Raw genomic sequence first — 26,625 nt, forward strand, 5'->3', positions numbered from 1 at the left:
CTAGTAGGCAGCACGCGCCGAATTAACGGGTTGACCCGCTTTTGCATGTCACAAACCCGGCTTGGCACGTGCTTACAGATCTCGAAACCAGGCTGAAAGCGACTACGGCGCTGCCAACCGAATCGGGCGACAAGATCCTAGCGTCCTGCCAGCAGCGTGCTGGATGCGAGGGGTGCGCGGGGCTGAGAGCAGGCAGACCGCAGCGCGTTGGCCTTAGGGAAACTCTGAAGAAGACTTCCTTATTTTTGCAGTTAGCCCGGTCCACCCGCCGAGGTTCTTGATGACGCAGATAACTTTTGCCGACATTGAGTCAGGTTGGCTACGTCAAGGTGCGCTGGAGAGGTGCGTCTGTGACGCAGAAAATAACTGTTGCGGCGTGCTAGCAACGTAAGCGGTAACTCCCCGACGTCCTTCTCTTGCGCTGCGCCTTGCGGAGAATGGCTCCTGTGATTGGACAGGACGGGAGCCTGCAGATGGTGATGCAAGTGGATGGACGGCGGCGACGGCACAGTGCGGCGGAGCGGGGTGCGGTGCTGGCGCGGTTGCGGCCGGTGAGGTGGGCGTGGCGGCGTTCTGCCGGTCGGAGTCGATCAGCGTGGGCACGCTGCGACGCTGGCAGGCGTTGAATGATCGCGATGACGCGCCGCGCGCAGCGGCGCCGGGCTTTGTCGAGCTGGGCGCGCTGGGCGGTGGCGGTGCGCTGACGATCGAGCTCGATCTGGGCGGTGGCCTGGTCCTGCGGGTGCGGCGGGGCTGATGTTCTTTCCCGAAGGGGGTGTGCGGGTATTCGTGTACGGCCAGCCCACGGACATGCGCAAGTCGTTCGACGGCTTGTATGCGCTGGTGCGCAACGCGCTCGCTCAGGACCCGCTGTCGGGCGCGCTGTTCGTGTTCATCAACCGGCGCGGGACGCAGACCAAGGTGCTGTACTGGGACCGCACCGGCTTCTGCGTGTGGGCCAAGCGTTTGGAACAGGGGCGGCTGGTGTCGGACTGGCGCTCGATGCGCGACCGTCAGATGGACTGGACCGAGCTGAAACTGCTGCTGGAGGGCATCGAGCCGGGGCGTCGCAGAAAGCGCTACGAAATGCCAAGTAATTCCGCCAAAACAAGCACATGCGCGCGTCGATAAGGTAAAATCAGGGCATGATATCGCCCACCTCGACCCCTGCTGCCACCGACGATCGGATCCAGGCCTTGAGCACCGTGATTGCGCAGCAGCGCGAGCAGATTGCCGCCCTCAAACACCAGCTCGACTGGTTCAAGCGCCAGCTGTTCGGGGCCAAGTCCGAGCGCTTCGTGCCGGAAGTGAATCCTCAGCAGCTGCACCTGGGCGAGGCGCTGCCGATTCCTGATGCGACTCCGGAACAACGCCAGCGCGTGCCGGCGCATACGCGGCGCGTGGCTCAGACCGACCTGGCGCAGGGCGAAGCGGGCCTGCCGTTCTTCGACGAGACCAAGGTGCCGGTCGAGACCATCACTCTGCCCAGTCCCGAAGCCGAGGCACTGCTGCCGGAGCAGTACGAAGTGATCGGCGAGAAGGTCAGCTACCGCCTGGCGCAGCGTCCCGGCAGCTACGTGGTGCTCAAGTACGTGCGCCCGCTGATCAAGCGCCGCGACACCGACACGCTGCACTGCGCCCCGGCGCCGGCAGGCGTGATCGAGGGCTCGCGCGCCGATGTCAGCCTGATCGCCGGCCTGCTGGTCGACAAGTTCGCCTATCACCTGCCGCTGTACCGCCAGCACCAGCGCATGACCGACGCCGGGATCAAGGTCTCGCGGCCCTGGCTGACCCAGCGGGTGCAGCAGGGTGCAGCATTGCTGGAACCGATCTACCAGGCGCAGTTCGCCTCGATCCGGATGAGCCGGGTCAAGGCGATGGACGAAACCCCGATCAAGGCCGGCCGCGACGGCCCCGGCAAGATGAAGGCCGCCTACTTCTGGCCGGTGTACGGTGAGCGCGACGAGGTGTGCTTCCCGTTCTTCGCCTCCCGACGCGCCGAGCATGTGCAGCAGGCCCTGGGCCTGACCCCGGCCCAGGGCGCGGTGCTGCTCACCGACGGCTATGGCGCCTATCGGGCCTACGCCCGAAAGACCGGCATCACCCAGGCCAGCTGCTGGGCGCATGCGCGGCGCGAGCTGTTCGAGGCCAAGAACAGCGAGCCGCAGATCGCCGAACAGGCGCTCCAGCGCATCACAGCGCTGTATGCCGTTGAAGAGGCGATCCGCCAACAGCAACTCAAGGGCGAAGCCAAGCGCCTGTATCGGCTCACCCACAGCAAGCCGCTCGTCGAAGCATTGTTCGCCTGGATCGACGAGCAGTTCGAGCGCCACGGCCTGCTGCCCAGCAACCCGATGACCAAGGCGCTGGCCTACGCCCGCGAGCGCCGCGCGGGCCTGGAAGTCTTCCTGACCGATCCCGACGTGCCGATCGACACCAACCACCTGGAACGCGCCTTGCGCGCGATTCCCATGGGACGCAAGGCCTGGCTGTTCTGCTGGACCGAAGTCGGCGCCCAGCACGTTGGCCTCATGCAAAGCCTGATCGTCACCTGCCGGTTGCACGGCATCGATCCGTATACCTATCTCGTCGACGTACTCCAGCGTGTCGGCCAGCACCCGGCCGCCCGCGTCGCCGAACTCACGCCGCGACTGTGGAAGCAGCACTTCGCCAGCAACCCCCTGCGCTCGGACTTGCACAGGGCTACTGCGTAGGCAAGGACGCCGGGGAGTTACCGCTTACCTAGCAGCGGTTGAAATACACCATCGGGTAATTGATTGGTCATTTATTGACCAAGCACTACGTTAAAACGGCGGAACCTATAGCCAGCTGAATATAGATGGCTATTCCAGCATGCCCTTGGCATGCGTTAGTGGCGTTTTGCCTTCACATTCTACCGCGACGGCATTAATATCATTCCGTCACTCTTCGATGATCACGTTCCTTCCGAATACCGTTGCGCCCTTCAGAAGCAATAACAAAATCACAACGAGGTAGTTTAATGAGAATCGTTCTTCCATTATTTTTAGTGTCCGCAATCGCCTTGAGCACAGGGTGCGCAATAACCGCAGATCGCTATCAACCTACAGCAGTGAATCAGCAAGTTTTGAAAAATCTAGATGTGAAAATGAATGTTGGAAGTTTTAAGGCTAAAAAAACAGATTATAAAGTAATGTGCCGCTTAGCAAACAATGTGGATCTACCTGACAGAAAATCCTTTGAAAAATACATTGAAGACGCACTAGTAGAAGAGCTAACAATGGCTGGAATGTATTCCAAAAACGCAGATATCACTATCAATGGGTACCTGAACGACACGGACGTAAGCTCCGGATTTACCGATGCGCACTGGACATTTGATATTACAGTATCAAGTAATAATAGAGTTTTGGAGATTGAGCATAAAAGAGAATATAGTGCAAGTTTCGTTGGTGGAATAGCGTGTGGCAATGATATGCCAAAATCGCTAATGCCAACGGTTCAAGAGCTAATTAGCAAAATTATTCGGCATCCTGATTTTGAAAGCATGGTATCCACCCGGTAGCGTTGGTCGGCAATAGTCATCTGAAACTTAATGAGAACATCTTCGATGTGTGCTTTATTGCGTAGCTGGAAAGTCTTTATCTGCGTCGCGGTAGCTATAACGTCAGGATGCACGCACGATATTCAAATGACGCCAAATTTAACAGCGCTGAGGCAGCTTGAATCCACTGTGCTGATTGATAAAAATGTTGGATATTACATTTCCAGTGAAAACAGGGGCAAGAAAGTGGTCACGCCTGGGGGCGGCGGGGATAAGGTAGCTTATAAACCTTACTCTGATTTCGAAGGCGGATTAATATCCGTTTTGTCGAAAGTATACGCGCAAGTACATCCCGTAGACTGCTTGACTGACAGCAAAATCAAAGAGAAAAATATTCACCTTATATTTATCCCTGAAATGACAACAACCTCGTCTTCTGGCAGTGCATTTACCTGGCCACCGACTGAATTCAAAATAGACCTCTCGTGTAAGGCGGTTGACGGTGAAGGAAATGTCGTGTGGGAAAAGGAGCTGCGTTCGACAGGAAAAGCCGAATTTAAGGAGTTTAAAGGGGACTTCTCGTTAGCAGCACGCCGTGCGACAGAGTCTCTGATCATAGAGCTGTTTAACGAGATCGAAAAAAATCCGCAGATGTTTAGATAGCGGCTGGTTGATTTTTTTGTGGACAGCCGCCCCTCTTTCTTTTCCGTTACAGGCATGCCTTGGCATCGACCAGATGCATCTGCGTGAAATAGATAGTCGTCACGTCAATGCCCAAGGCTACATTGATCTCATTGCTTGCAGCCGTAGCGATGGGTTGGTTCATAAGCACAAGGGGATTGAATGTATAGGAAATTTGCAGTTATTACGCTGACCTGCCTAGGTAGCTTAAATTGTTTTGCTACGGACTATCAGCTAACTGACACAAGAGCCAGAGCATTAGTAGTTGCAGATGTGCTTACAGCAAAATGTCCTTCACGCAAGGAGTGGAATAGCGTTCCGATAGATTACCGAATTGCTGCGTCCAGGCTGCTCTCCGTCCCCGTCGAACGATGCGAGCAATGGCAGCCTTGCTTTTTCGTCGTGCCTGATCAAAAAGCGCCGGGCTCGCCTGCTCACCGATAAGCGTCTGGATAGGAGAAGCGTCGCATGCGGTGCTGCTTCTCTGTTGGCTGCACGATGCCGAATGGCGACTGACAGCCAGTCAGGATGGCGCTGCATGCCATCAGAGCATCGCTATGGGGACAGTGTTCATATCGTTCTCCTTCGGATTTGACGTTGATGACAGTCACCAGTCTGCGCGTCCAGTCGACCCGATGAGGCGAACGATACTGGGCAAGGGAACTGGCGGACCGGCCGCCCCGTCTTACTGTTGAAGGCACATTGCGCTCCGCACTGGGCCGCAAACAAAATCAAGGAATTCCGCCATGTTTAACTCGTCCGTGATGAAGCGTGTTGCCACCCTGTTAGCAGCGATGCATTTCATGCTGTTCGCCCAGATTCCACTGGCCCAGGCGGCAATGATTGGCACCCCTGAAGTCATTGCCGAACAACAACAGCAAGTGGATCGCCAGCAGTTGCTGACGATGCTTGAAGACGAAGACGTTCAGAAGAAGCTGGTGTCGATGGGGGTCGAGCGAGATCAGGTCGAGCAGCGAATCAACAGCCTGACGCCGGCGGAGCTCGCGCAATTCAATCAGCAGCTGGATCAGGCACCGGCTGGTGCGGGCGTGGTCGGCATCATCGTTCTGTTTCTGGTGATCTTCATCATCACCGACCTGTTGTGCGCCACTAACATCTTCAACTTCGTCAACTGTATCAACCGTTGATTCGGCGATTGGCCCTGCTGTTCGCGGTAATCCTCCTCGGGGCGTGCGCGCGGACTCCGATCGTTCCGGTTGGGTCTGCCGGGCTTCCCGAGCGGGTTGAGCTGGTAGAGGTCCCGTTCTTTCCGCAGGACGACTATCAGTGCGGGCCGGCAGCGCTTGCCACGATGCTTGTCCAGCGTGGCATCGACACCGGACCGGAACCGCTCGTCGAGCGGGTTTATCTTCCGAAGCGAAAGGGCAGTTTGCAGGTTGAAATGGTCGCTGCCGCCCGTGCGCATGATCTGTTGGTCTATCCATTGGAGCCTCGGCTGGAATCGGTGCTCGCCGAAGTGGCGGCAGGGAATCCCGTTCTGGTACTGCAGAATCTTGCCTTCGATCGCTGGCCTCAATGGCATTTTGCGGTTGTGGTGGGGTACGACCTGGCAGATCAGACCCTTGTGCTGCGGTCCGGCACCACTCGCCGCTGGACGGGCAGTTTCCGCCAGTTCGAGCGAAGCTGGGTCAAGGGGGATCGTTGGGCCGTGGTGACGGTTGCGCCCGATCAGTTGCCACGTACCGTCCAGGAAACGGTATGGCTGAAGGCAGCGAGTGATCTGGAACAAACCGGCCGCCAGGATGCGGCTTTGCAGGCCTATGAGACGGCTGCGAAGCACTGGGCCAGCGGCTTGTCCTGGTTCGCGCTTGCCAATGCGCGGTACGCACAGGGCGACAAGCATGCCGCGCAGCAAGCCCTGCGAACGAGTGTTCAGCGCGATGGCTCGTTCGCGCCAGGCTGGTTCAATCTGTCTCAGGTATTGGCCGAGCAGGGATGCCATGTCCAATCATCCGCGGCGCACGCCTGTGCGCTTCAGTTAGCCCCTGACGACAAGCGATTCCAGACGCCGCTGCCCTCGGGCCGCGTCGCCGTCGGCGTGTGCGAAGCACCTCCTGCGTGCCCGGCTAGGTGAGCCATCAAAGCCGATCCTGCCGGGCATGCTGTAGTAGAGCGCGCCGAGGGCGCCCAGTGGCGCGCTGAAAGGGGTGAGCGACATTCTGAATTGCCCTGTTCTGAATATTTGACAATCTCGACAAGCCCCTGCGATGCTATCGCGACGCCAAGGGCGTTGGGCGTTCCGTCATCCAAAAATTACGAATATCAGTGGCTTAGCTAAAAAAGCGCTTGACTCTCTCAGGCATATCTCTACAATGCGCGTCCATCGGAGGCACATAGCTCAGTTGGTTAGAGCACCACCTTGACATGGTGGGGGTCGTTGGTTCGAATCCAATTGTGCCTACCAATTCCGAAAAGGGTCGCGCTAGCGACCCTTTTTTTATGCCTTGCTTATCGGTGCGGCGGCTTTCTGAAAGCATCCGTGCTCCATGTTTCCAGTGACTTCGGTCCGCCTCGATCAGCCCTCGGGCTCCTGCCACTGTGCGGCAGGTCATTCGATGGATCGCTTTCCTGGCTCATCCCAACCCATGTGGCCTTTGGTACGGGTCACCACTAGGAGAGGAGGCGCCATGCCCATCATTACTCTTCCTGACGGCAGTCAGCGTTCGTTCGATCATCCCGTTTCCGTCGCTGAGGTCGCTCAGTCAATTGGCGCTGGTCTGGCCAAGGCCACCCTTGCCGGTAAGGTAAACGGGCGGCTGTTCGATGCCTGCGATCTGATCGAAAGCGACGCGAGCCTGCAGATCATCACGCCGAAGGATGAAGAGGGGCTGGAGATCATTCGTCACTCCTGTGCGCACCTGGTTGGGCATGCGGTCAAGCAGCTCTACCCATCCGCGAAGATGGTCATCGGTCCGGTGATCGCCGAGGGCTTCTACTACGATATCGCCTTCGAGCGGCCGTTCACGCCGGACGATATGGCTGCAATCGAGCAGCGTATGAAGCAGCTGATCGATACTGAGTACGATGTAATCAAGAAAGTCACGCCGCGCGCTGAAGTCATCGAGCTGTTCCAGTCGCGTGGTGAGGATTACAAGCTGCGTCTGGTCGAGGATATGCCTGACGAGCAGGCGATGGGGTTGTATTACCACGAAGAATACGTCGACATGTGCCGTGGTCCGCATGTGCCCAATACACGCTTTCTCAAGTCTTTCAAGCTGACCAAGTTGTCCGGTGCTTACTGGCGCGGCGATGCGAAGAACGAGCAGCTACAGCGCATCTACGGCACTGCTTGGGCGGACAAAAAGCAGCTCGCGGCCTACATTCAGCGCATCGAAGAAGCTGAAAAGCGTGATCACCGCAAGATCGGTAAGCGCCTGGACCTGTTCCATACCCAGGAAGAAGCGCCTGGCATGGTGTTCTGGCATCCGAATGGCTGGACCCTGTATCAGGTGCTCGAGCAATATATGCGTGTCGTGCAGCGTGAAAATGGCTATCAGGAAATCCGGACACCTCAGGTTGTCGATCGCAGTTTGTGGGAGAAGTCCGGTCACTGGGCGAACTACGCTGAAAACATGTTCACGACCGAATCGGAAAGTCGCGACTACGCGATCAAGCCGATGAACTGCCCTTGCCATGTGCAGGTGTACAACCAGGGCTTGAAGAGCTACCGCGAACTGCCGTTGCGTCTCGCCGAGTTCGGCGCCTGCCATCGCAACGAGCCGTCGGGTGCGTTGCACGGCATCATGCGAGTACGCGGCTTCACACAGGACGATGCGCACATCTTCTGTACAGAAGAGCAGATGCAGTCCGAGTCGGCTGCGTTCATCAAGCTGACCCAGGCGGTATATGCAGATTTTGGTTTCGATAATATTGAGCTGAAGCTGTCGACTCGACCTGAGAAGAGAGTCGGTTCCGATGAACTGTGGGATCGTGCCGAAGCAGCCCTTGCTGCCGCGCTGGATAGCGCAGGATTACCTTACGATTTGCAGCCTGGCGAAGGCGCCTTCTACGGTCCGAAGATCGAGTTCTCGCTGAAGGACTGCCTGGGCCGTGTGTGGCAGTGCGGCACGCTTCAGCTCGACTTCAATCTGCCGATTCGCCTGGGGGCGGAGTACGTCAGCGAGAACAACGATCGCCAGCATCCGGTCATGTTGCACCGCGCCATCCTTGGTTCGTTCGAGCGTTTCATCGGGATTCTGATCGAACACTACGAAGGCGCATTCCCGGCCTGGCTGGCGCCGACTCAGGCCGTGGTGATGAATATCACCGACAAGCAGGCTGATTTCGCCCTGGAAGTGGAGAAAACACTCAACCAAAGCGGCTTCCGTGCCAAGTCCGACTTGAGAAACGAAAAGATCGGCTTTAAAATCCGCGAGCACACCTTGCTCAAGGTTCCCTATCTCTTGGTTATCGGAGACAGGGAAGTAGAGACACGAGCCGTTGCTGTGCGCACCCGTGAAGGCGTCGATCTGGGCTCCATGCCCTTGGACGACTTCGCGCAGTTGCTGACACAAGCGGTTTCCCGGCGTGGTCGCCAAGAATTGGAGTAATGACTATTAAGCGTGAAATGAGACAGGATAAACGAGCTGCACCCAAGGCCCCGATCAACGAGAATATCTCGGCTCGTGAGGTCCGTTTGATTGGTGCTGATGGCGAGCAGGTTGGCATCGTCTCGATTGATGAAGCGCTTCGTATAGCTGAAGAAGCCAAGTTGGATCTGGTGGAAATTTCCGCCGATGCGGTTCCTCCCGTATGCCGGATCATGGATTACGGCAAACACCTGTTCGAAAAGAAGAAGCAGGTCGCTGCAGCGAAGAAGAACCAGAAGCAGATTCAGGTTAAAGAAATAAAGTTTCGTCCAGGGACGGAAGAAGGGGACTACCAGGTCAAGCTCCGCAACCTGGTGCGTTTCCTGAGTGAAGGGGACAGGGCCAAGGTATCGTTGAGATTCCGCGGTCGTGAGATGGCCCATCAGGAGCTGGGGATGGAACTGTTGAAGCGGGTCGAAGGTGATCTGGCTGAATACGGTTCGGTCGAACAGCATCCAAAGATGGAAGGACGCCAGCTGATCATGGTCATCGCTCCCAAGAAGAAAAAGTAACCACCAGGGCACTGGCAGGCCTTGCGGTTATTTGAAATCACCCACACTGTGGAGTACCGAACATGCCAAAGATGAAGACTAAAAGTGGCGCTGCGAAGCGCTTCAAGAAGACGGCGAATGGCTACAAGCACAAGCACGCTTTCAAGAGCCACATCCTGACCAAAATGTCTACCAAGCGTAAGCGTCAGCTACGTGGTACATCTCTGATGCACCCGTCTGATAACGCAAAAGTAGAGCGCATGCTGCGCGTTCGTTAATTCGGTCAAGACTCAGAGGAATAACTCATGGCTCGTGTTAAGCGTGGCGTCGTCGCTCGTCGCCGTCACAAGAAAATTCTGAAACTCGCCAAAGGCTATTACGGCGCTCGTTCGCGCGTGTTCCGTGTTGCCAAGCAGGCGGTGATCAAGGCGGGCCAGTATGCCTACCGTGACCGTCGTCAGCGCAAGCGTCAGTTCCGCGCTCTTTGGATCGCTCGTATCAACGCCGGTGCTCGTGTAAACGGCCTGTCCTACAGCCGTTTCATCGCGGGCCTGAAAAAAGCAGCCATCGAGATCGACCGTAAGGTTCTGGCCGAGTTGGCAGTAAACGAAAAAGCAGCTTTCGCTGCGATTGTCGAAAAAGCCAAAGCTTCTCTGGCCTAAGCCCATCGACAATCGGATCTTCGGATTCGTAGCGTCACCGATAGGGGAAGAGCCTTGTGCTCTTCCCCTATTTCGTATCTGAAGGGGCATTTGCAAAAATGCACCTGGCTAAAAGCCAATGCGCTGATCGCCTGGTGCGGTTCTGCAAGAACCTCTGGAGGTTGTACATGGAAAACCTGGATGCACTGGTCTCCCAAGCGCTTGAGGCGGTGCAACATAGTCAAGACATCACCGCCCTGGAGCAGATCCGGGTCCAGTACCTTGGTAAGAAAGGCGAGCTGACCCAGGTCATGCAGACATTGGGCAAGTTATCCGCTGAGGAGCGTCCCAAGGCGGGTGCGCTGATCAATGCAGCGAAGAGCCGGGTTCAGGATGAGTGGAATGCCAAGAAGGCGGATCTTGAGCAAGCTACGCTGAGCGCCAGGCTCGCTGCCGAGCGGATCGATGTGACATTGCCAGGCCGGGGAGAGGCCTCCGGTGGGCTGCATCCGGTGACGCGAACACTAGAGCGGATCGAACGGTTCTTCAGTCATATCGGTTACAGCGTTGCCGAGGGTCCGGAGGTCGAAGACGACTACCATAACTTCGAAGCGCTCAATATCCCTGGCCATCATCCCGCTCGGGCGATGCACGACACCTTCTATTTCAACGCCAATATGCTGTTGCGCACCCATACGTCGCCAGTTCAGGTGCGCACCATGGAGTCGCAGCAGCCGCCAATCCGGATCGTCTGCCCCGGCCGGGTTTACCGCTGTGATTCGGATATCACCCATTCGCCAATGTTTCATCAGGTCGAAGGTCTGCTGATCGACGAGGGCATCAGCTTCGCCGACCTGAAGGGCACCATCGAGCAGTTCTTGCGCGTGTTTTTCGAAAAACCGCTGGGTGTTCGGTTCCGCCCGTCGTTCTTCCCATTCACCGAGCCATCGGCTGAAGTGGACATGCAATGCGTCATGTGCAGCGGGAAGGGTTGTCGCGTCTGCAAGCAGACCGGCTGGCTCGAGGTGATGGGCTGCGGCATGGTGCATCCGAATGTACTGCGCATGTCTGGTATCGATCCGGAAAAATATCAAGGCTTCGCTTTCGGTATGGGGGCTGAGCGGCTCGCCATGTTGCGTTATGGCGTCAACGACTTACGCCTGTTCTTCGATAACGACCTGAGGTTCCTGGCGCAGTTTCGCTAGGGCATGTCCAGTCAAAGAATTCTTGGGAGAGCAGGATGAAATTCAGCGAACAGTGGTTGCGCACCTGGGTCAATCCGCAAGTTTCCCGCGAGGAGCTGGTGGCGAGGCTGTCGATGGTGGGCCTCGAAGTAGACGCGGTGGCCCCGGTCGCCGGCGAGTTCAACGGCGTGGTTGTGGGCGAGGTGCTGAGCACCGAGCAGCATCCGGATGCAGACAAGTTGCGGGTGTGTCAGGTCAGCAGTGGCAGTGAGGTGTTTCAGGTGGTCTGTGGTGCGCCCAATGTGCGCCCGGGCCTGAAGATTCCTTTTGCGCAGATCGGCGCGCAGCTGCCGGACGACTTCAAAATCAAGAAAGCGAAGCTTCGCGGCATCGAGTCCAACGGCATGCTCTGCTCGGAAACCGAGTTGCAGGTTGGTACAGACGACAGCGGACTGATGGAGCTGGCTGACGATGCTCCCGTTGGTAGCGATCTTCGAGTGTATCTCGGCCTGGATGATGCGAGCATCGAGATAGGCCTGACGCCGAATCGTGGTGATTGTCTCTCAATAGCGGGGCTTGCGCGTGAGATAGGCGCGATCTACGGCGCGACGGTGGCTCCAGTCGATATCGTTCCGGTGGCTGCGAGCCACGATGAGGTGCGTCCCGTCGAGGTGTTGGCGCCCGCAGCTTGTCCGCGCTACCTCGGGCGTGTGATTCGTAATGTAGACCTGTCGCGACCCACTCCGCTGTGGATGGTCGAGCGGCTGCGTCGTTCCGATATCCGCAGTATTGATGCGGTGGTAGATGTCACCAACTACGTGATGCTCGAACTTGGGCAGCCGCTGCATGCGTTCGACCTGGCCGAGATCCAGGGAGGCATCAGGGTTCGGATGGCTGAGGATCAGGAGAAACTCGTTCTGCTTGATGGGCAGGAAGTGACTCTGCGCAGCGATACCTTGGTCATCGCCGACCACCAGCGTGCCCTCGCGATTGCAGGTGTGATGGGGGGTGAGCATAGCGGTGTCAGTGCCTCGACTCAGGACCTGTTCCTGGAAGGCGCCTTTTTCGACACCATTGCCCTTGCTGGAAAAGCGCGCTCCTACGGCCTGCATACCGATGCATCGCATCGCTACGAGCGCGGGGTAGATTCTCAGCTGGCCCGTCGAGCGTTGGAGCGCGCCACTGCGCTGCTACTTGAAATTGTCGGAGGCAGCGCCGGTCCCGTAATCGAAGCTGCCAGCGAAGCCGATCTTCCCGCCGTTGCGCCAGTCTTGCTGCGCAAGGACCGCATCGAGCAAATGCTGGGATTGAGCATGGCTGGCGATCAGGTTGTCTCGCTGCTTTCTGCCCTGGGTCTTGGTGTGGTCGAGCAGGGCGATGGAGTCTGGGAAGTCAGTATTCCCAGTCATCGATTCGATATCAGTCTGGAGGTCGACCTCATTGAAGAGTTAGGCCGGCTGTATGGCTACGATCGCTTACCAGTGCGTTATCCACAGGCGCGCCTGGCGCCGGAGGCTAATCCTGAGGCCCGCGCCGAGTTGCCGGCTTTGCGTCGGTTGCTGGTCGCTCGTGGTTACCAGGAGGCGATCACCTACAGTTTCATCGATCCCAAGCTGTTCGAGCTGTTCAGCCCTGGTGTCGAGCCGCTGCAGTTAGCCAATCCGATCTCGTCGGACATGGCTGTCATGCGTGCAACGCTCTGGCCTGGACTGATCAAGGCGTTGCAGTACAACCTCAATCGTCAGCAGACACGCATACGCCTGTTTGAAAGCGGTCTGCGTTTCGTCGGCCAGCTCGCTGAGCTGAAGCAGGAGCCGATGCTGGCGGGCGTCATCACTGGTAGTCGTTTACCGGAAGGTTGGGGCAACGAAAGAGCCTCGGCTGACTTCTATGATGCGAAAGCCGACGTCGAGGCATTGCTCGGATATGCCGGTGACGCAGCTGCGTATAGTTTCGTTGCCGCCGAGCACCCGGCACTGCATCCAGGACAAACGGCTCGAATCGAGCGGGAAGGTCGCCTGGTCGGCTACATAGGTAGCCTTCATCCGGAGCTGGCCAACAGGCTGGGTATCGATCAGTCCGTCTATCTGTTCGAGCTGTTGGTCGCCGAAATCAGCGAAGGCCGACTGCCGCGTTTCAGTGAGCTGTCCCGTTTCCCTGAAGTGCGTCGCGACCTGGCGATTCTGGTGACGCGTGAGGTTCCGGCTGACGATGTGTTGCTATGCATTCGTGAGGCCGCGGGCGAGAACCTGACGGACCTCAAGCTATTTGATGTCTATCAGGGTAAAGGTATTGATCCTCTTAGCAAAAGTGTGGCAGTCGGCTTGACCTGGCAACACCCTTCGCGCACTCTAAACGATGACGAGGTGAGTGGTGCGATGCAGCAAATCCTCTCATCCCTGGAAGAAAGGTTCAACGCCACGTTAAGGAAATAGTGTATGGGGGCTCTGACGAAAGCTGAAATGGCGGAACGTCTATATGAAGAGCTGGGCTTGAATAAGCGCGAGGCCAAGGAACTGGTCGAGCTGTTTTTCGAGGAGATTCGCCAGGCGCTCGAGCATAACGAGCAGGTGAAGTTGTCCGGCTTCGGCAATTTCGGCTTGCGCGACAAGCGACAGCGCCCGGGACGCAACCCGAAAACCGGTGAAGAAATCCCAATCACAGCGCGTCGTGTCGTGACATTCCGGCCAGGCCAAAAACTAAAAGCCAGAGTCGAAGCGTATGCTGGAACCAAGTCATAACGACGATTGGCCAACGATACCTGGCAAACGCTACTTCACCATTGGTGAAGTGAGTGAGCTATGTGCGGTGAAACCGCACGTACTGCGCTATTGGGAGCAGGAATTCCCGCAACTGAACCCGGTGAAGCGTCGCGGCAATCGCCGCTACTACCAGCGGCAGGATGTGCTGATGATCCGACAGATTAGGTCGCTGCTGTACGAGCAGGGCTTCACTATCGGTGGCGCTCGGCAGCGGATGTCCGGCGACGAGGCTCGTGAGGACACTACGCAATACAAGCGACTGATCCGTCAAATGGTCACTGAGCTTGAAGACGTGCTTCAAGTGCTCAAGAACTAGCCTCTCGGCATAAAAAACCTTCACCTATTCAGTCGCTTAATGTATAGTTTGATCCGCTTTCAGCCGAGCTGAATGCATCTTCGGGGCGTAGCGCAGCCTGGTAGCGCACTTGCATGGGGTGCAAGGGGTCGAGTGTTCGAATCACTCCGTCCCGACCAAAAAACCCTAGAAAATCCAGTCGCTTAGCGGTGACTGGATTTTTTTATGCCTGAAGGATTTGGTTCACTTTCTAGAAAGTGGGTTTCTGGTAGCTGATGTCGATGGATTAAGATATCGCATCTTGCGATGCTCGGGTGAGCGCGTTACCATGCAGCTATCGCAAGATGCGATAGAGGGGCTATGCACATCATTACACAGAAGCGAATCTGGGAGGCTCAGGCCAAATGGCCCCGCTCGGCGACAGCGCTTGGGGCTTGGTATCGTCTGGTGTAGGCGAGTGCGCCTCGGGATTTTGCCGAGATGAAGAGGCGGCTCTTTCCGGCTGCTGACAAGGTAGGGCCTCAGCATGTGTTCGACATCGGTGGCAACAAGCTGCGGCTGATTGCCATTGTTCAGTACAGGTCGCAGAAGGTGTTTATTCAGCATGTGCTGGATCATGCTGAATACGACAAAGGCAAGTGGAGGGAGTAATCATGTCCGCATTGATCAAGCAGGCTTGTGAGCACTGGCGTTACGTTGCACCGTTGCTTACCAAACCGACGAGCGAAGATGACTATGATGCTCTGGTTGAGGCGTTGGATGAGCTGCTGACCATGGTGGGCGATGATGAAGATCATCCGCTGGCCAGCCTGGCTTCTCAGCTGGGTGACATGATCGAAGCTTACGATGAGCTTCATCGGCCATTACCCAAAAGTGGGCGGTGTGGAGGTACTGCGTTACCTCATGCAGGAGCATGGCCTGAGCCAGGGCGACTTGCCTGAGGTCGGTACCCAGTCAGTTATTTCCGAGATGTTGGCAGGCAAACGTCAGCTAAATATAAGGCACATTCGTGCTCTCTCGGATCGCTTTGGCGTCCCAGCGGATGTGTTTTTTTGAGAGAGCTGGGCGCTTCGTTCGGTTAAAGGCTTTTGAGGTGGTTGAGATTTTTCTAAAGGCTCTCATAGAACGCTGCAGCTCAGGTGCCTCTGCTACGAAGGTGGTCGTCAGGCCAGCCAGGCTGTCCCGGACCATCTGGGGGGTGGCTTCCACGCCGTGGGCCTTCTGTTCGGCGATCATCGGGTTGAGCTGGTCAAGCCAGGCGCGCAGGTTGGGATGTACGCGGGTCATCGGGTTGCTCCGGTGCGGGCGGGGTCAGTGCTGGAACAGGGTCAGCGCTTCGCCGTCACAGATCAGGCGGCCATCACGGCCGGTACAGGCGGTTGTCAGGTTTACCAGCGCCTTGTCCCGCCGCTTGTCCAGCACGTCGGCCTCGTCCAGCAGGAAGACGGTGGGGCCGGTTTCGGTCATCCTCATGCCGGTACGCACGCGGATACCCTGTTCGATAAACCGGCGAGCCACCGGTAGCGCCAAGGGTGCGCCGCCACAGCCCCAGGAGCGGACATTGCGCAAACCGGTCACCGCTGAATGACGGATGGTCCAGGATGGCCTGGTACACCGCCGGCACCCCGAAGAAGATGGTGGGGCGGTTTTCCAGCACGTCCATGGCCTGGTCGGGCTCGAAGGTCCGGGCCGCCAGCACAGTGCCACCGGCAAGGAACACGGCGGACGAGTAAAGGTTGAGGCCGGCGGTGTGGAACAGGGGCAGCACGTTGAGCAGCGTATCCTGCCCCGTCAGGTCCACCGCCAGGCCAATGTTCAGGTAGTTGCTCATCATCATGCGGAAAGTCTGGATCACCCCCCTTGGGACGGCCAGCGGTTCCGGAGGTGTACCGCAGGTACCAGGGGGTGTCCGGGTCCCGGTCGGGGTGTGGCCGGAGAGCCGGTCTGGTGTTCGCCGGGTCCGTGTCGTAGTGGCGGCAGTCATCCGCCTTGCCGTCGAGGTCGATCAGTGCCCGGGTGTGACCGGACGCCTTCAGCTTCCGGGCGCTGTCGGTGAACTCCTCGCCAAAGATCAGTGCCTTCAGGGTGCAGTCCTCCATCAACTGCTCCAGCGCTGGCTGGGCCGGGCGCCAGTTCAAGGGTACCAGGACAGGGCCGGCCTTGGCGCAACCGAAGAGCGTCACGAAGAACTCTGCCCGGCTGTGGCCCAGGGCGCGAAGCTGGCTTTGGGCCCGGCGACCACGATGTCGCTGGCCAGCACCAGTCCGATGGAGCCGCCGGTGACCATGCCGTGCACTGCTGTGATAGTAGGGACTGGCAATTCCAGTAGTTGACCAATCACCTTGTTGAGGGTGCCTGCCACGGTGCTGGCATAGGTGTGCCGGTCTGCTCTCGGAGTATCGTACAAACCGGCCACGTCACCACCGGTGAAAAAAGATGTGCCGGCAGCGTCGATAACCAGTACGGCGGCAAGTCCTGCCGACACTGGTCGAGGGCGCGGCCCAGGTCTTCGAGCAGCTCCGGTACCAGGGCATTATGCCGTTCAGGTCGATTGAGGGTCAGTCGCCCGATCCCGTTCTCGGCCCGATAGATAACATGGTGGTAGGTTGGCCCTCATCCCTTATCCCTCCCGTTCAGGGCCAGGCCGTTACGGAGCAGGTCCGAGATGGTGTCCACGATGGGGTCGAAGGCATCGTCACCCTGCTTCGCGCGCTGGTCCCACAGGGCGTACTTCATGCCCAGGAAGTGGGAAAGTCCCATCAGCGCCCAGGCCCGGTGCTGATTGTTGCCGGCCCGTATCTCGCCCTTGCGGGCGGCGGCGTCCAGCATGTCGGCGTAGCCCCGGGCGAAGGTTTCGTAATACTTCTGGTAAATGGTTTCATCCACGAACTGGGCTTCCTGCAGTACCCGGTACAGGGAAGGGTGGTCCGCCAGATACTGCAGAAACGCCCGCAGACCCTGCTCCTCGGCCTCCAGCCGGTCGCTGGTGGTGAGCACCTCGGCAGCCAGGTGAGCCCGCAGCTTATGGCCCAGGTCCATCACCAGTTCCCGCAGAATCTCTTCCTTGCTACTGAAATAGGTGTAGAAGGTGCCCTGGGCGACGCCGGCCTTGCGGGTGATGTCGGTAACGCCTGCCCGGTGATAGCCAAGGTTGCCGAACGTATCCTCGGCGGCTTTCAGGATTCTGGCCCGGGTGCGGGCCCCTCGTGCCGTTTTCGGAGCGCCCGGAGACTGCGGGGCCTGTGTGATTGTGGTCATCAGCCTTGTCCTTTCTTGTCGGTCTCGGGGCGGAGCGCTTCCCGCTGCCCTTGAAGACGGGTTCTGACACTGGCAGGCTCCTATCATTTCGAAATATGAATCTACCGTCAAGTAAACTGGAAAGGTCGGACCGGTGTATCGAACAGCCAGGATGGCCAGGGGAAGCGGGGTACGGAGACAACGTAAAGAAACCCTATTGATTTTCGGTTATTTGATAGTCAAAAAGGGCAAATTGTTTCTTGATAAAGCCTGAATCAGTCGTCATATTTTATGGCAGGCAACAAAAACAGCAAAACAGCCCGACAACAATAAAAGGGGATCGTTGTATGAAGCGCTTAATGCTTGCCGCCGCCATGTCCGTTGGTGCCTTTTCCGCCCAGGCGGAAGACTCTATCCGCATCGCCCATATCACCGGCTTTACCGGGCCGCTGGCGCCCTATGCCGAGCAGCTGGACATTGGTCTGAACATGGGCTTCGAGTACGCCACCGACGGCACGATGGAAATCGAAGGCCGTCCGATCCAGGTCGCCCGCAAGGACACCCAGTTGGACCCCGCACGGGCCCGTGCGCTGGTGGAAGAGGCCTATGGAGAGGATGACGCCCATATTGTGGTGGGGCTGGTGTCTTCCGGGGTTGCCCTTGCCACCCTTCCCCTGGCCCAGGATTACGAACGCATCATCATGCCGGAAGGGGTAGCGGATGCGATCACCGGCGCGGAGTGGAACCGCTACGTGTTCCGGGTTGGCCGTAATTCTTCCCAGGATGCGGTCTCCAATGCAGTGGCCCTGGGCAAGCCGGGGGTTTGTGTTTCGACCATCGCCCAGGACTACGCCTTTGGTCGGGACGGTGTCTCCGCCTATAAGGAGGCCATGGAGGCCGAGGGTGGCAAGGTCGTCCATGAGGAATACCTGCCGACCGATGCCACCGACTTCACTGCCGCCGCGCAACGGCTATTCAATTCCCTGAAGGACCGGGACGACTGTGAAAATGGCAAGTTCATCTTCGCCATCTGGGCCGGTTCCTCCAACCCGCTGGGGCGGATCCAGGACCTGAACCCGGGGCGTTTCGGGATCAAACTGGCCACCGGCGGCAACATTCTGGCTGCCCTGGTGGGCTACTCCGATTTCCCGGGGATGCAGGGTGCCGGCTTCTACTACTTCGAGTCACCGGACAACGAGGTCAATGACTGGTTTGTGGAACAGCACTTCGAACGGTATAACGCTGCGCCGGACTTCTTCACCGCTCAGGGTTTCGCCCAGGCCGTGGCCATTACCGCGGCGATCCGCAAGGCCGGCGGTTCCACTGACACCGAAGACCTGATCAAAGCCTTGGAGGGCCTGACCTTCGACACCCCCAAGGGTGAGATGGAAATCCGTGCCGAGGATCATCAGGCGATGCAGGACATGTATCACTTCGAAATTGAGGTTGAAGAGCGTGACGACTGGTTCGCTGGCCGTACCGTGGAAGTCGGCGTACCCAAGCTGATCCGGGTCATTGACCGTAGCGAGATGGATATTCCGGTCCGCAACTGACCGGTCGCCCCGGGGCCTGCGCCCGTTGGCGCGGGCCCTTCCTTCCACCGGCCTTCACGGCCAAGCAACCCCTCAAAACAGCCGGAGTTGTTCATGACATCCGAGCAAGCGGTTCTGGAAACCCGTGACCTGACCATCAACTTCGGTGGTCACGTGGCGGTCAACCGGGTCTCCTGCCAGTTTCACAAGGGCACCCTGACCTCCATCGTGGGCCCCAACGGAGCCGGCAAGACCACCTGGTTCAATCTGATTTCCGGTCAGTTGAAAGCCACCGCCGGCCAGGTCCTCCTTAACGGCGAGGACATTACCGGTCTAACAGCGGCGCGACGGGCTGACCGCGGGCTGGGGCGGGCTTTCCAGCTTACCAATCTGTTTCCCGGCCTGACCGCCCTGGAGAACGTGCGTCTAGCGGTGGCCTCCAGCCACCACATAGGGCACGTGTTCTGGCAGATGGCCAGCCGGCGCCGTGACCTGACGGACCAGGCCATGGATTATCTGACCCAGGTCAACCTCGCCAGCCGCGCTGGCTATCTGGTGAGCAGTCTGCCCCATGGCGACCAGCGCAAGCTGGAGGTGGCGCTGATGCTGGCGCTGCAACCGGAGGTGTTCATGTTCGACGAGCCCACCGCCGGCATGAGTGTGGATGAGGTGCCCGTGATTCTGGACCTGATTGCCGATATCAAGAAACAGCAGGACAAGGTGGTACTGCTGGTGGAGCACAAGATGGACGTGGTGCGCTCCCTCTCCGACCGGATTGTGGTGTTGCACAACGGCGAACTGGTGGCCGATGGCGAACCCGCGGAGGTGATTGCCTCGCCAGTGGTCCAGGAAGCCTACCTGGGGGTCTCGCCGGAAGCCGAAGCGGAGGTGGACCATGGCTGACCCCATCCTGAGCCTGGCCGGCGTCAAGGCCGATATTGACCAGTACCACATCCTTCACGGCGTGGATCTGGTGGTACCGAAAGGGGAGCTTACCGTCCTGCTGGGCCGTAACGGTGCCGGCAAGAGCACCACCTTGCGGACCGTCATGGGCCTGACCACCCTGACCGCCGGCACCGTCACCTACCAGGGGCAGGACATCAGCCGCTGGCCCACGCCCCGTATTGCCCGTGCCGGCATCGCCTTCGTACCGGAAAACATGGGCATTTTTGGCCTGCTGACAGTCCGGGAGAATCTGGTCCTGGCAGCGGTCAGCGGACCAATGGATGAGGCCCGGCTGCAGTGGATTTTCGATCTTTTCCCGCCTTTGAAGAATTTCTGGGACAAACCCGCCGGCACTCTGTCGGGGGGGGCAGAAGCAGATGCTGGCCATTGCCCGGGCGGTGATCGAGCCACGGGACCTGCTGCTGGTGGATGAGCCCACCAAGGGCCTGGCGCCAGCCATCATCAATGATCTGGCCGACGCCTTCGAACAGCTCAAGGTGCAGCAGGTGAGCATTCTGCTGGTGGAGCAGAACTTCAATTTTTGCCGCCGGCTCGGCCAGTCGGTCGCGGTGATGAACGATGGCCGGATCGTGCATTCCGGCTCCATGGCCGAACTCGCCGGTAATGAGGCGCTGCAGCAGGAGCTGCTTGGCCTGGGCCTGGGAGCACACCAATGATTAAGGAGACCACAGCGATGCCAGTGTCGCAGGCCGGCAGAGAATCCGTGAGACAGCGCCGTAGCCCGCTGCAGTGGCTGGCGGATATGCGGGACAACCGCGCACACCTGTTCCTGTTGGGGGCCATGTTACTGGTCTCCTTTGCGGTGATTGATTTTGGTACCTGGCTGGTGCTTACCATCAGCGGAGTGGCCATGGGTACCATGCTGTTCCTGATGGCGTCGGGCATGACCCTGACCTTCGGTCTGATGAGCGTTCTCAACCTGGCCCACGGCGCTTTTATCTCCCTGGGTGCCTTTGCCGGCGGCACCGTTCTGGCCTTCTGGCTGAACGGGTTCGCCGCATCATCGTCGTTGCTCAGTAACCTGGTGGCGATAATCCCGGCGTTACTCTTTGCCGCGGTCGTTGCCGGCGTTGTGGGGATGGTGTTCGAGAAACTGGTGATCAAACCCGTCTACGGCGATCACCTCAAGCAGATCCTGGTCACCGTCGGCGGTTCCATCATCCTGATGCAGCTGATTGAGGTGATTTGGGGACCCAACGAGATTCCGGTTCCCCGTCCTGAAGCCTTGAGCGGAGCCGTGATGGTGCCCGAGATGCTGCCGCTGATCGGTGGCATCGTGCTGGAGAAGTATCGCCTGCTTGCGGTGGTACTGGGGCTGGCGATATACGCCGCCATGCTCTGGGTGATCGATCGGACCCGAATCGGCATCCTCATCCGTGCCGGCGTGGAAAGCCGGGAAATGGTGGAAATCCAGGGTTACCGGATCAGCCTGCTGTTCCTCGGCGTATTCATAGCCGGGTCGGCGCTGGCGGGCCTCGGGGGTGTCATGTGGGGCATGTACAAGGAGCTGCTGACGCCCCATATGGGCGACGAGATGATGATTTCAGTCATCGTGGTGATCATCCTCGGTGGGCTTGGCTCCATTCGCGGCTGTTTCTACGGGGCCCTGCTGGTAGGGCTGATCAACCTCTATATCGGTTTCGTGGAACCCCGGCTGGCAGCGGTGGCGACCGTCGGGTTAATGGTGGGGGTTCTTATGTGGCGGCCCCAGGGGCTGATTCCGGTCATCAAGGTATAAGGAGTGCTGACCATGTTGAACCGAGTATTGTCCGGCGATTACCCCCGCAGCAGGACCCTGACCGCGCTCCTGCTGGTCATCGTCACCTGCCTCGTGCTGGGCCCCTTCCTGTTCGATGGCATCCGTGCCTTCACCACCCTGGGGATGATCTGCATCTTCATCATGGTGGTGGCGGCCTATGACCTGATGCTGGGCTACACCCACATAGTTTCCTTTGCCCACACCATGTTCTTCGGGATCGGCGCCTATGGCATTGCCATGGCCACCGACGGCATGGGCAACAGTTTTGGCCCCGTGCTGGTGGGCCTGGTGGCCGCCCTGGCGGTCAGTTTCGTGCTGTCGCTGCTGCTGGGTCTGCTGTCGCTGCGGGTGAAAACCATCTTTTTCGCCCTGGTGACCCTGGCGGTGGCCTTCGCGTTCCTGAGCCTGGTTACCCAGCTCTACAACGTCACCGGGGGCGAGGATGGCATGCGGGTACGGGTGCCCAGAGAGCTGGGGCCGGCCTTCCGCCCATTCGAGGAGCCTCTGCCGGGTATCGATGTGCCAACCCTGCTCAAGGGTCTACTGACCCAGCCCTGGAATCTGGGCCAGGTGTGGCAGGAGTCCCGGTTCGAGCTGCGGTTCAGCGGCCGTAACGTCATGTATTACGTGCTGGTGGCGATGGCCGCCGGGACATTCCTGTTTCTGCTCCGGCTGGTGAACTCACCGTTTGGACGGGTGCTGCAGGCCATCCGGGAAAACGAGTTCCGGGCCGAGGCCCTGGGCTACCGCACCGTCGTCTACAGGACTGCGGTGGTGATCCTGGCGGCCCTGGTGGCCACCCTGGCGGGGGCTGGCTTCGCGCTGATCAACCGGTACGTCAATCCGGAGAATACCCTCAACTTCGAGCTGATGGTATTTATCCTCCTGATGTGCGTGATTGGCGGCATGGGCACCATCTACGGTGCCATCGTTGGTAGCGCCCTGTTCATCCTGGCGCAGAACTACCTGCAGGACCTGCTCAAGTGGGCAGGGCAATACACCGCCGGCATTCCGGTAGTGGAGAACCTGCTGGGGCCGAACCACTGGTTGCTCTGGTTCGGCGTGCTGTTCGTGCTGAGCGTGTACTTCTTTCCCGCAGGGGTGGTAGGGCAGCTTCGGATCTGGGCGTTGCGGCGCAGCCGCGGATCACAGCCGCCCTCGGGGCCGGATCCTGAGCCGGTACCCCAGGGCTGATGCCCGACCGGATACCGGCTTTCAATGACGGGCCCTAGCGGAATTCGGGCTCCCCCTGCCAGTCGAAGAAGTCGGGCATATCCTCGGACACCCGGTTGGGATAACTGGCCGGGCGTTTTTCCAGAAACGACGTGACGCCTTCCTTCGCGTCCGCCGAGGCACCCCGGGCCTGAATCGCCCGGCTTTCCAGCTGGTGGGCTTCCATGGGATGGCTGGCGCCGGCCATGCGCCAGAGCATCTGGCGGGTCATGGCGACGGACACCGGGGCGGTGTTGTCGGCGATTTCCCGAGCGATGGCTCTGGCAGCAGGGTAGAGGTCTTCCGGGGCATGAACCGATTCCACCAGGCCGCGTTTTTCCAGCTCATCGGCGTTGATCAGTCGCCCACTCATGCACCAGTTCAATGCGGTGGAAAGCCCGACAGCCCGGGAGATAAACCAGGAGGACGCAGCTTCCGGCACGATGCCCCGGCGGGCGAAGACGAAGCCGTAGCGGGCCTTCTCCGAGGCCAGGCGGATGTCCATGGCCAGGGACATCGTCGCCCCCACTCCAACCGCCGCGCCGTTGATGGCGCCGATCACTGGCTTCAGGCTGCGGAAGATGCGCAGCGACACCATGCCGCCGCTATCCCGGTTGACCCCGTCGGGCATTCTGTCGCTGGGCTCTGATTGGTGCGCTTCGTAATCAAAGGTGTCGCTGCCGCTGGACAGGTCCGCGCCGGCACAGAAAGCCTTGCCGGCTCCGGTAACGATAACCGCCCGCACATTGTCATCAGTATCGGTGTGATCGAAGGCGGCGATCAGCTCTTCCATCATCGTCAGGGTGAAAGCGTTCATCCGCTCCGGCCGGTTGAGGGTGATGGTGGCAATACCGTCCTCGACGTCGAGATTAATGGTTTCAAACTGGATCATGGAATCTCCTTACCCACAGATCATGGCGGAGCAGCCGCCATCGATGTAGAGAACCTGGCCGGTGGTGTGTTTGCTGGCGTCGGAGGCGAACATGACGGTGGCGCCCTTGAGAGCCTCGTCGTCACCGGTCTGGCGCAGGGGAACATTGCGCACCAGGCCTTCTTCGCCATGCTTGTCCCGCAGACCCTTTGACATCTTGCTGGGGAAGTAGCCGGGGCCGATGGCGTTCACGGTAATGCCATGAACGCCCCATTCCGCGGCCAGTGCCCGGGTAAAGGTGACCACGGCGCCTTTGCTGGTGTTGTAGCCGATGGCGGTCATCAAATCCCGGTTGCCGCCGATGGCAGCGTTGGAGGCGATGTTGATCACCCGGCCATGCTGGCGGGGGATCATGCTTTTCTTCGCCACTTCCCGGGTCAGCAGGAACAGGTTGCGCACGTTGAGGGTCATGACCTTGTCCCAGCCGTCCATGGGGTAGTCTTCCGCAGGCGCACCCCAGGTGGCGCCGGCATTGTTTACCAGGATATCCACATGGCCCAGGGTGGCGATGGCTTTGTCGGCCAGGGCAGTGACGTCATCCTCACTGGCCAGGTTGGCAGCGATAGGGGTGACGTCGTGGCCGGCAGCGCGGAGCTCTTCCGCGGCTTTGTTGAGATCGGCTTCCGTGCGGGAGCTGATCACCAGACGCGCGCCGGCTTCACCCAGGGCATGGGCCATTTGCAGGCCAAGTCCGCGGGAGCCGCCGGTGACCAGAGCCGTGCGGTCTTTCAGGTCGAACAGTTGCTGCACGTTACGTGTCGGGGAGTTATTCATCATGCCAGTCCTCTTGTGGTTATTCTGATCTTGACATCCTGACCCAGTGAAGCCTGCGGGGCATCGTCCGTTGCGACGAAAATACCGGTATGCCCGGATTCGTCGGTTCAGACGATGCCCCCGCAGCGCTTCAGGCCGAGGATGGGAAAAAACAAGGAGCATGCCAAATGACCGAATACACCGCCGTTCAGTACCAAATCCAGGGTGCCGTGGCCTGGATCCGCATGAACCGCCCGGATTCCCTCAACGCCTTCAACAACGACCTGCGGCGTGATCTGACCGCGGCGCTGAGCCAGGCCGCCGGGGACGCTGCCATCAAAGTGGTGCTGCTGGCCGCCAATGGTCGTGCTTTCAGCGCCGGCGCAGACCTGATGGAGGACAACTCACCGGACAAGTCCGATGTCACCCAGCAGTTGCTGGAGTCCTACAAGCCCATTCTGGACGCTATTCAGACCATGCCCAAGCCGGTGATCGGACTGGCACCAGGGGTGGCGGCCGGCGTCGGAGCTTCGGTGCTGATGAGCTGCGACCAGGTCGTCATGGCGGAGGAGGCGCGCATCTACATGGCCTTCAGTCACATCGGCCTGGTGCCCGATGGCGGCGCCACCTGGCTGCTGTTCCAGACCCTGGGCTATCACCGCGCTTTTGCCCTGATCACCGAGGGCGGCAGTCTCAGCGCTGGTGAATGTCTTGAGCTCGGGCTGGCCCGTACTGTAGTACCCCAGGGCCAGCTGGAAACCACCGCCGCCGATATCGCCGCCACCTTATGCGACCGGTCGGCACTGGCCACCGCTGAGGCCAAGCGCCTGTTACGGCAGGCCGCCACCGCCAGCTACGCCCAGATTTTCGAAGCGGAGGCCGTTGTCCAGAAGCAGTGCCTGAACAGTGATGAGTCTCGGGAGGCCATCGCTCGTTTCAAGAGCCGCGCAAAATAAACCGATGCGTCGTCGCCTCACCGACTGAACCACTCATCAGAACAAGACAGCGCTATGGACGATTCGATCAGACAGAACAATGGCTCTTTTCCAGAGGCGGATATGCAGACGAAGCTCACAGAGGTAGTGCAGCGCATCCTGCCCGGCGCTGCCGTGGTTGGGCTCAAGCGCCTCACCGGTGGAGCCAACCAGCAGATGTGGTCACTGGATGCGGTTGCGGATGGCAGAACGCTTCCGCTTATCCTGCGTCAGGCCAGCACCTGGAATCCGTCCGCCAATGACGCCATGCAACTGGATGATGAAGCGCGGCTGGTGATCCGGGCCGCTGAAGGGGGCGTGCCGGTGCCACAAGTGCACGACATTCTGCAACCCGACGACGGTTTGGGCACCGGCTACCTGATGGCCCGGGTGGAGGGAGAAACCCTGCCACCGAAGATTCTCAAAGACGATCACTACGCCCATGCCCGGGATGTGATGGCCGGACAGTGCGGCGCGGTGCTCGCCCGCATTCACCAGCTTGATGTGGCAGACCTGGATTTTCTCACACAGGCAACTCCGGCCCAGGCCCTGGAGCAGTTGTATCAGGAGTATCAGCGTTATGGCGAAGCGCGGCCGATGTTCGAACTGGCCTTCCGTTGGCTGCGGGATAACCTGCCGGATGCGCCGACGTCCCTGTCACTGGTCCATGGCGATTTCCGCCATGGCAACCTGATGGTGGATGACAGGGGCCTGGTCTCGGTGCTGGACTGGGAACTTGCCTCGGTCGGCGACCCTATGGCCGACCTGGGGTGGCTGTGCGTGAACTCGTGGCGGTACGGCAGGATTGACAAACCGGTGGGCGGCGTTGGCAGCCGGGAACGGCTGTTTGATGGCTATGAGGCCGCCAGTGGCTACCGCCCGGACCCGGACCGGGTCCGCTTCTGGGAGATTTTCGGCACCCTGCGTTGGGGCACCATATGCCAGAACATGGCGGCCTCCTTTGTGGCTGGACACGACACCTCGCCTGAACGGGGCGCCATCGGTCGCCGGGCCTCGGAAACGGAAGTGGACCTGCTGCGAGAACTGGTTCCCCTCATGGCGTAATAACGGAGA

The 26,625-nt window shown here is 59.3% G+C and carries 30 protein-coding genes, 2 tRNA genes and 3 pseudogenes; 27 read left to right on the forward strand and 8 right to left on the reverse strand.

Annotated elements, in window-relative coordinates:
* The first annotated feature begins 562 nt into the window (after window positions 1-562).
* The 19 genes and pseudogenes from NA637_RS07775 (at window position 563) to NA637_RS07865 (ending at window position 15,243) form a co-directional block, all read left to right on the forward strand.
* Window positions 563-757: a hypothetical protein gene (locus NA637_RS07775; protein ID WP_256071738.1), complete on the forward strand. Its 195-nt coding sequence runs from the start codon at window positions 563-565 to the stop codon at window positions 755-757.
* Window positions 757-1,131: an IS66 family insertion sequence element accessory protein TnpB gene (tnpB, locus tag NA637_RS07780; protein ID WP_256071739.1), complete on the forward strand. Its 375-nt coding sequence runs from the start codon at window positions 757-759 to the stop codon at window positions 1,129-1,131. Before NA637_RS07775 ends, tnpB begins: the two co-directional genes overlap by 1 nt.
* 14 nt (window positions 1,132-1,145) lie before the next feature.
* Window positions 1,146-2,714 (forward strand): IS66 family transposase, encoded by a 1,569-nt coding sequence (gene tnpC, locus NA637_RS07785; protein WP_336605494.1) that lies wholly within the window; start codon window positions 1,146-1,148, stop codon window positions 2,712-2,714.
* Between the two features lie 287 nt (window positions 2,715-3,001).
* On the forward strand, window positions 3,002-3,544 hold the full coding sequence (locus NA637_RS07790) for a hypothetical protein (RefSeq protein WP_256071740.1): 543 nt from the start codon (window positions 3,002-3,004) through the stop codon (window positions 3,542-3,544).
* Window positions 3,545-3,670: 126 nt separating this feature from the next.
* Window positions 3,671-4,186, forward strand: a complete 516-nt coding sequence (locus tag NA637_RS07795) for a hypothetical protein (RefSeq protein ID WP_256071741.1) — start codon at window positions 3,671-3,673, stop codon at window positions 4,184-4,186.
* A 764-nt stretch (window positions 4,187-4,950) separates the two neighbouring features.
* On the forward strand, window positions 4,951-5,352 hold the full coding sequence (locus NA637_RS07800; protein ID WP_256071742.1) for a PA2779 family protein: 402 nt from the start codon (window positions 4,951-4,953) through the stop codon (window positions 5,350-5,352).
* A complete protein-coding gene (locus NA637_RS07805; RefSeq protein ID WP_256071743.1) occupies window positions 5,349-6,299 on the forward strand; it encodes a PA2778 family cysteine peptidase in 951 nt (316 codons plus the stop codon). Before NA637_RS07800 ends, NA637_RS07805 begins: the two co-directional genes overlap by 4 nt.
* A gap of 253 nt (window positions 6,300-6,552) precedes the next feature.
* Window positions 6,553-6,629 (forward strand) — tRNA-Val (locus tag NA637_RS07810).
* 223 nt (window positions 6,630-6,852) lie between these two features.
* Window positions 6,853-8,775, forward strand: coding sequence for a threonine--tRNA ligase (thrS, locus tag NA637_RS07815; RefSeq protein ID WP_256071744.1), 1,923 nt, complete (start codon window positions 6,853-6,855; stop codon window positions 8,773-8,775).
* Window positions 8,775-9,326 (forward strand): translation initiation factor IF-3, encoded by a 552-nt coding sequence (infC, locus tag NA637_RS07820; RefSeq protein ID WP_256071745.1) that lies wholly within the window; start codon window positions 8,775-8,777, stop codon window positions 9,324-9,326. The genes thrS and infC overlap by 1 nt, the downstream gene beginning before the upstream one ends.
* A 62-nt stretch (window positions 9,327-9,388) precedes the next feature.
* The gene (gene rpmI, locus NA637_RS07825; protein WP_019339386.1) at window positions 9,389-9,583 is read left to right on the forward strand and encodes a 50S ribosomal protein L35; all 195 of its coding nucleotides are present in this window, start codon (window positions 9,389-9,391) and stop codon (window positions 9,581-9,583) included.
* Between the two features lie 27 nt (window positions 9,584-9,610).
* Complete coding sequence (rplT, locus tag NA637_RS07830; protein WP_019339387.1) at window positions 9,611-9,967, forward strand: 50S ribosomal protein L20; 357 nt, start codon at window positions 9,611-9,613, stop codon at window positions 9,965-9,967.
* 167 nt (window positions 9,968-10,134) lie between these two features.
* The gene (gene pheS / locus NA637_RS07835) at window positions 10,135-11,151 is read left to right on the forward strand and encodes a phenylalanine--tRNA ligase subunit alpha (protein ID WP_256071746.1); all 1,017 of its coding nucleotides are present in this window, start codon (window positions 10,135-10,137) and stop codon (window positions 11,149-11,151) included.
* Between the two features lie 35 nt (window positions 11,152-11,186).
* Window positions 11,187-13,565 (forward strand): phenylalanine--tRNA ligase subunit beta, encoded by a 2,379-nt coding sequence (pheT, locus tag NA637_RS07840; protein ID WP_256071747.1) that lies wholly within the window; start codon window positions 11,187-11,189, stop codon window positions 13,563-13,565.
* 3 nt (window positions 13,566-13,568) lie between these two features.
* Window positions 13,569-13,871: an integration host factor subunit alpha gene (ihfA, locus tag NA637_RS07845; RefSeq protein ID WP_256071748.1), complete on the forward strand. Its 303-nt coding sequence runs from the start codon at window positions 13,569-13,571 to the stop codon at window positions 13,869-13,871.
* Window positions 13,852-14,208 carry a MerR family transcriptional regulator gene (locus tag NA637_RS07850; RefSeq protein ID WP_256071749.1) on the forward strand — a complete coding sequence of 119 codons (357 nt, stop codon included), beginning with the start codon at window positions 13,852-13,854 and terminating at the stop codon, window positions 14,206-14,208. The genes ihfA and NA637_RS07850 overlap by 20 nt, the downstream gene beginning before the upstream one ends.
* Before the next feature lie 81 nt (window positions 14,209-14,289).
* Window positions 14,290-14,366, forward strand: a tRNA-Pro gene (locus NA637_RS07855).
* Between the two features lie 181 nt (window positions 14,367-14,547).
* Window positions 14,548-14,838, forward strand: a pseudogene (locus NA637_RS07860) (type II toxin-antitoxin system HigB family toxin).
* Window positions 14,839-14,840: 2 nt separating this feature from the next.
* Window positions 14,841-15,243, forward strand: a pseudogene (locus tag NA637_RS07865) (helix-turn-helix domain-containing protein).
* Here the strand turns inward: NA637_RS07865 and NA637_RS07870 are convergent.
* From NA637_RS07870 to NA637_RS07885, 6 genes and pseudogenes are all read right to left on the reverse strand, one after another.
* Window positions 15,178-15,474 (reverse strand): hypothetical protein, encoded by a 297-nt coding sequence (locus NA637_RS07870; RefSeq protein WP_256071795.1) that lies wholly within the window; start codon window positions 15,472-15,474, stop codon window positions 15,178-15,180. The pseudogene NA637_RS07865 and the gene NA637_RS07870 sit on opposite strands and share 66 nt — an antisense overlap.
* 73 nt (window positions 15,475-15,547) lie before the next feature.
* Window positions 15,548-16,171 (reverse strand): AMP-binding protein, encoded by a 624-nt coding sequence (locus NA637_RS25660; protein WP_423836707.1) that lies wholly within the window; start codon window positions 16,169-16,171, stop codon window positions 15,548-15,550.
* Window positions 16,104-16,424, reverse strand: a pseudogene (locus NA637_RS25665) (AMP-binding protein); the annotation flags it as partial. The pseudogene NA637_RS25665 and the gene NA637_RS25660, both read right to left, overlap by 68 nt.
* Entirely contained in the window at window positions 16,367-16,642 is a 276-nt protein-coding gene (locus NA637_RS07880) for an enoyl-CoA hydratase-related protein (RefSeq protein ID WP_423836708.1), read from the reverse strand. The pseudogene NA637_RS25665 and the gene NA637_RS07880, both read right to left, overlap by 58 nt.
* A complete protein-coding gene (locus tag NA637_RS25670; protein ID WP_423836709.1) occupies window positions 16,525-16,779 on the reverse strand; it encodes an enoyl-CoA hydratase/isomerase family protein in 255 nt (84 codons plus the stop codon). Before NA637_RS25670 ends, NA637_RS07880 begins: the two co-directional genes overlap by 118 nt.
* A 21-nt stretch (window positions 16,780-16,800) precedes the next feature.
* Window positions 16,801-17,445: a TetR/AcrR family transcriptional regulator gene (locus NA637_RS07885; protein ID WP_256071751.1), complete on the reverse strand. Its 645-nt coding sequence runs from the start codon at window positions 17,443-17,445 to the stop codon at window positions 16,801-16,803.
* Window positions 17,446-17,771: 326 nt separating this feature from the next.
* On the opposite strand from NA637_RS07885, the gene NA637_RS07890 reads away from it, so the two are divergent.
* From NA637_RS07890 to NA637_RS07915, 6 genes are all read left to right on the forward strand, one after another.
* Window positions 17,772-18,977 carry a substrate-binding domain-containing protein gene (locus tag NA637_RS07890; RefSeq protein ID WP_256071752.1) on the forward strand — a complete coding sequence of 402 codons (1,206 nt, stop codon included), beginning with the start codon at window positions 17,772-17,774 and terminating at the stop codon, window positions 18,975-18,977.
* A 93-nt stretch (window positions 18,978-19,070) separates the two neighbouring features.
* Window positions 19,071-19,859, forward strand: a complete 789-nt coding sequence (locus NA637_RS07895; protein WP_256071753.1) for an ABC transporter ATP-binding protein — start codon at window positions 19,071-19,073, stop codon at window positions 19,857-19,859.
* On the forward strand, window positions 19,852-20,334 hold the full coding sequence (locus tag NA637_RS07900; RefSeq protein ID WP_256071754.1) for an ABC transporter ATP-binding protein: 483 nt from the start codon (window positions 19,852-19,854) through the stop codon (window positions 20,332-20,334). The genes NA637_RS07895 and NA637_RS07900 overlap by 8 nt, the downstream gene beginning before the upstream one ends.
* On the forward strand, window positions 20,279-20,578 hold the full coding sequence (locus tag NA637_RS07905) for a hypothetical protein (RefSeq protein ID WP_256071755.1): 300 nt from the start codon (window positions 20,279-20,281) through the stop codon (window positions 20,576-20,578). The genes NA637_RS07900 and NA637_RS07905 overlap by 56 nt, the downstream gene beginning before the upstream one ends.
* A gap of 47 nt (window positions 20,579-20,625) precedes the next feature.
* Window positions 20,626-21,660: a branched-chain amino acid ABC transporter permease gene (locus NA637_RS07910; protein ID WP_256071756.1), complete on the forward strand. Its 1,035-nt coding sequence runs from the start codon at window positions 20,626-20,628 to the stop codon at window positions 21,658-21,660.
* A gap of 12 nt (window positions 21,661-21,672) precedes the next feature.
* Window positions 21,673-22,875, forward strand: a complete 1,203-nt coding sequence (locus NA637_RS07915; RefSeq protein ID WP_256071757.1) for a branched-chain amino acid ABC transporter permease — start codon at window positions 21,673-21,675, stop codon at window positions 22,873-22,875.
* A gap of 34 nt (window positions 22,876-22,909) precedes the next feature.
* On the opposite strand, the gene NA637_RS07920 is transcribed toward NA637_RS07915, so the two are convergent.
* Together NA637_RS07920 and NA637_RS07925 are read right to left on the reverse strand one after the other, a co-directional pair.
* The gene (locus tag NA637_RS07920; protein WP_256071758.1) at window positions 22,910-23,785 is read right to left on the reverse strand and encodes a crotonase/enoyl-CoA hydratase family protein; all 876 of its coding nucleotides are present in this window, start codon (window positions 23,783-23,785) and stop codon (window positions 22,910-22,912) included.
* A 9-nt stretch (window positions 23,786-23,794) separates the two neighbouring features.
* The gene (locus NA637_RS07925; protein ID WP_256071759.1) at window positions 23,795-24,601 is read right to left on the reverse strand and encodes an SDR family oxidoreductase; all 807 of its coding nucleotides are present in this window, start codon (window positions 24,599-24,601) and stop codon (window positions 23,795-23,797) included.
* A 164-nt stretch (window positions 24,602-24,765) separates the two neighbouring features.
* Here NA637_RS07925 and NA637_RS07930 point away from each other — a divergent pair, with 164 nt between their 5' ends.
* Together NA637_RS07930 and NA637_RS07935 are read left to right on the forward strand one after the other, a co-directional pair.
* Window positions 24,766-25,533, forward strand: a complete 768-nt coding sequence (locus NA637_RS07930; protein WP_256071760.1) for an enoyl-CoA hydratase/isomerase family protein — start codon at window positions 24,766-24,768, stop codon at window positions 25,531-25,533.
* 54 nt (window positions 25,534-25,587) lie between these two features.
* On the forward strand, window positions 25,588-26,616 hold the full coding sequence (locus tag NA637_RS07935) for a phosphotransferase family protein (protein WP_256071761.1): 1,029 nt from the start codon (window positions 25,588-25,590) through the stop codon (window positions 26,614-26,616).
* Window positions 26,617-26,625: the final 9 nt, after the last annotated feature.

It is taken from the genome of Stutzerimonas stutzeri, from assembly GCF_024448935.1.
Classification (GTDB): Bacteria; Pseudomonadota; Gammaproteobacteria; order Pseudomonadales; family Pseudomonadaceae; genus Stutzerimonas; species Stutzerimonas stutzeri_AO.

What these genes read in the sequence shown, in the direction of transcription:
- NA637_RS07915 (WP_256071757.1), top strand. Translation starts at nt 21,673, where the DNA reads ATGTTGAACCGAGTATTGTCCGGCGATTACCCCCGCAGCAGGACCCTG.
- rpmI (WP_019339386.1), top strand. Translation starts at nt 9,389, where the DNA reads ATGCCAAAGATGAAGACTAAAAGTGGCGCTGCGAAGCGCTTCAAGAAG.
- NA637_RS07800 (WP_256071742.1), top strand. Translation starts at nt 4,951, where the DNA reads ATGTTTAACTCGTCCGTGATGAAGCGTGTTGCCACCCTGTTAGCAGCG.
- thrS (WP_256071744.1), top strand. Translation starts at nt 6,853, where the DNA reads ATGCCCATCATTACTCTTCCTGACGGCAGTCAGCGTTCGTTCGATCAT.
- rplT (WP_019339387.1), top strand. Translation starts at nt 9,611, where the DNA reads ATGGCTCGTGTTAAGCGTGGCGTCGTCGCTCGTCGCCGTCACAAGAAA.
- tnpB (WP_256071739.1), top strand. Translation starts at nt 757, where the DNA reads ATGTTCTTTCCCGAAGGGGGTGTGCGGGTATTCGTGTACGGCCAGCCC.
- NA637_RS07930 (WP_256071760.1), top strand. Translation starts at nt 24,766, where the DNA reads ATGACCGAATACACCGCCGTTCAGTACCAAATCCAGGGTGCCGTGGCC.
- infC (WP_256071745.1), top strand. Translation starts at nt 8,775, where the DNA reads ATGACTATTAAGCGTGAAATGAGACAGGATAAACGAGCTGCACCCAAG.
- NA637_RS07920 (WP_256071758.1), bottom strand. Translation starts at nt 23,785, where the DNA reads ATGATCCAGTTTGAAACCATTAATCTCGACGTCGAGGACGGTATTGCC.
- NA637_RS07790 (WP_256071740.1), top strand. Translation starts at nt 3,002, where the DNA reads ATGAGAATCGTTCTTCCATTATTTTTAGTGTCCGCAATCGCCTTGAGC.
- NA637_RS07850 (WP_256071749.1), top strand. Translation starts at nt 13,852, where the DNA reads ATGCTGGAACCAAGTCATAACGACGATTGGCCAACGATACCTGGCAAA.
- pheT (WP_256071747.1), top strand. Translation starts at nt 11,187, where the DNA reads ATGAAATTCAGCGAACAGTGGTTGCGCACCTGGGTCAATCCGCAAGTT.
- NA637_RS07905 (WP_256071755.1), top strand. Translation starts at nt 20,279, where the DNA reads ATGCTGGCCATTGCCCGGGCGGTGATCGAGCCACGGGACCTGCTGCTG.
- ihfA (WP_256071748.1), top strand. Translation starts at nt 13,569, where the DNA reads ATGGGGGCTCTGACGAAAGCTGAAATGGCGGAACGTCTATATGAAGAG.
- NA637_RS07890 (WP_256071752.1), top strand. Translation starts at nt 17,772, where the DNA reads ATGAAGCGCTTAATGCTTGCCGCCGCCATGTCCGTTGGTGCCTTTTCC.
- NA637_RS07795 (WP_256071741.1), top strand. Translation starts at nt 3,671, where the DNA reads ATGACGCCAAATTTAACAGCGCTGAGGCAGCTTGAATCCACTGTGCTG.
- NA637_RS07870 (WP_256071795.1), bottom strand. Translation starts at nt 15,474, where the DNA reads ATGACCCGCGTACATCCCAACCTGCGCGCCTGGCTTGACCAGCTCAAC.
- NA637_RS07885 (WP_256071751.1), bottom strand. Translation starts at nt 17,445, where the DNA reads ATGACCACAATCACACAGGCCCCGCAGTCTCCGGGCGCTCCGAAAACG.
- NA637_RS07935 (WP_256071761.1), top strand. Translation starts at nt 25,588, where the DNA reads ATGGACGATTCGATCAGACAGAACAATGGCTCTTTTCCAGAGGCGGAT.
- NA637_RS07900 (WP_256071754.1), top strand. Translation starts at nt 19,852, where the DNA reads ATGGCTGACCCCATCCTGAGCCTGGCCGGCGTCAAGGCCGATATTGAC.
- NA637_RS07895 (WP_256071753.1), top strand. Translation starts at nt 19,071, where the DNA reads ATGACATCCGAGCAAGCGGTTCTGGAAACCCGTGACCTGACCATCAAC.
- NA637_RS25660 (WP_423836707.1), bottom strand. Translation starts at nt 16,171, where the DNA reads ATGACTGCCGCCACTACGACACGGACCCGGCGAACACCAGACCGGCTC.
- tnpC (WP_336605494.1), top strand. Translation starts at nt 1,146, where the DNA reads ATGATATCGCCCACCTCGACCCCTGCTGCCACCGACGATCGGATCCAG.
- NA637_RS07925 (WP_256071759.1), bottom strand. Translation starts at nt 24,601, where the DNA reads ATGATGAATAACTCCCCGACACGTAACGTGCAGCAACTGTTCGACCTG.
- pheS (WP_256071746.1), top strand. Translation starts at nt 10,135, where the DNA reads ATGGAAAACCTGGATGCACTGGTCTCCCAAGCGCTTGAGGCGGTGCAA.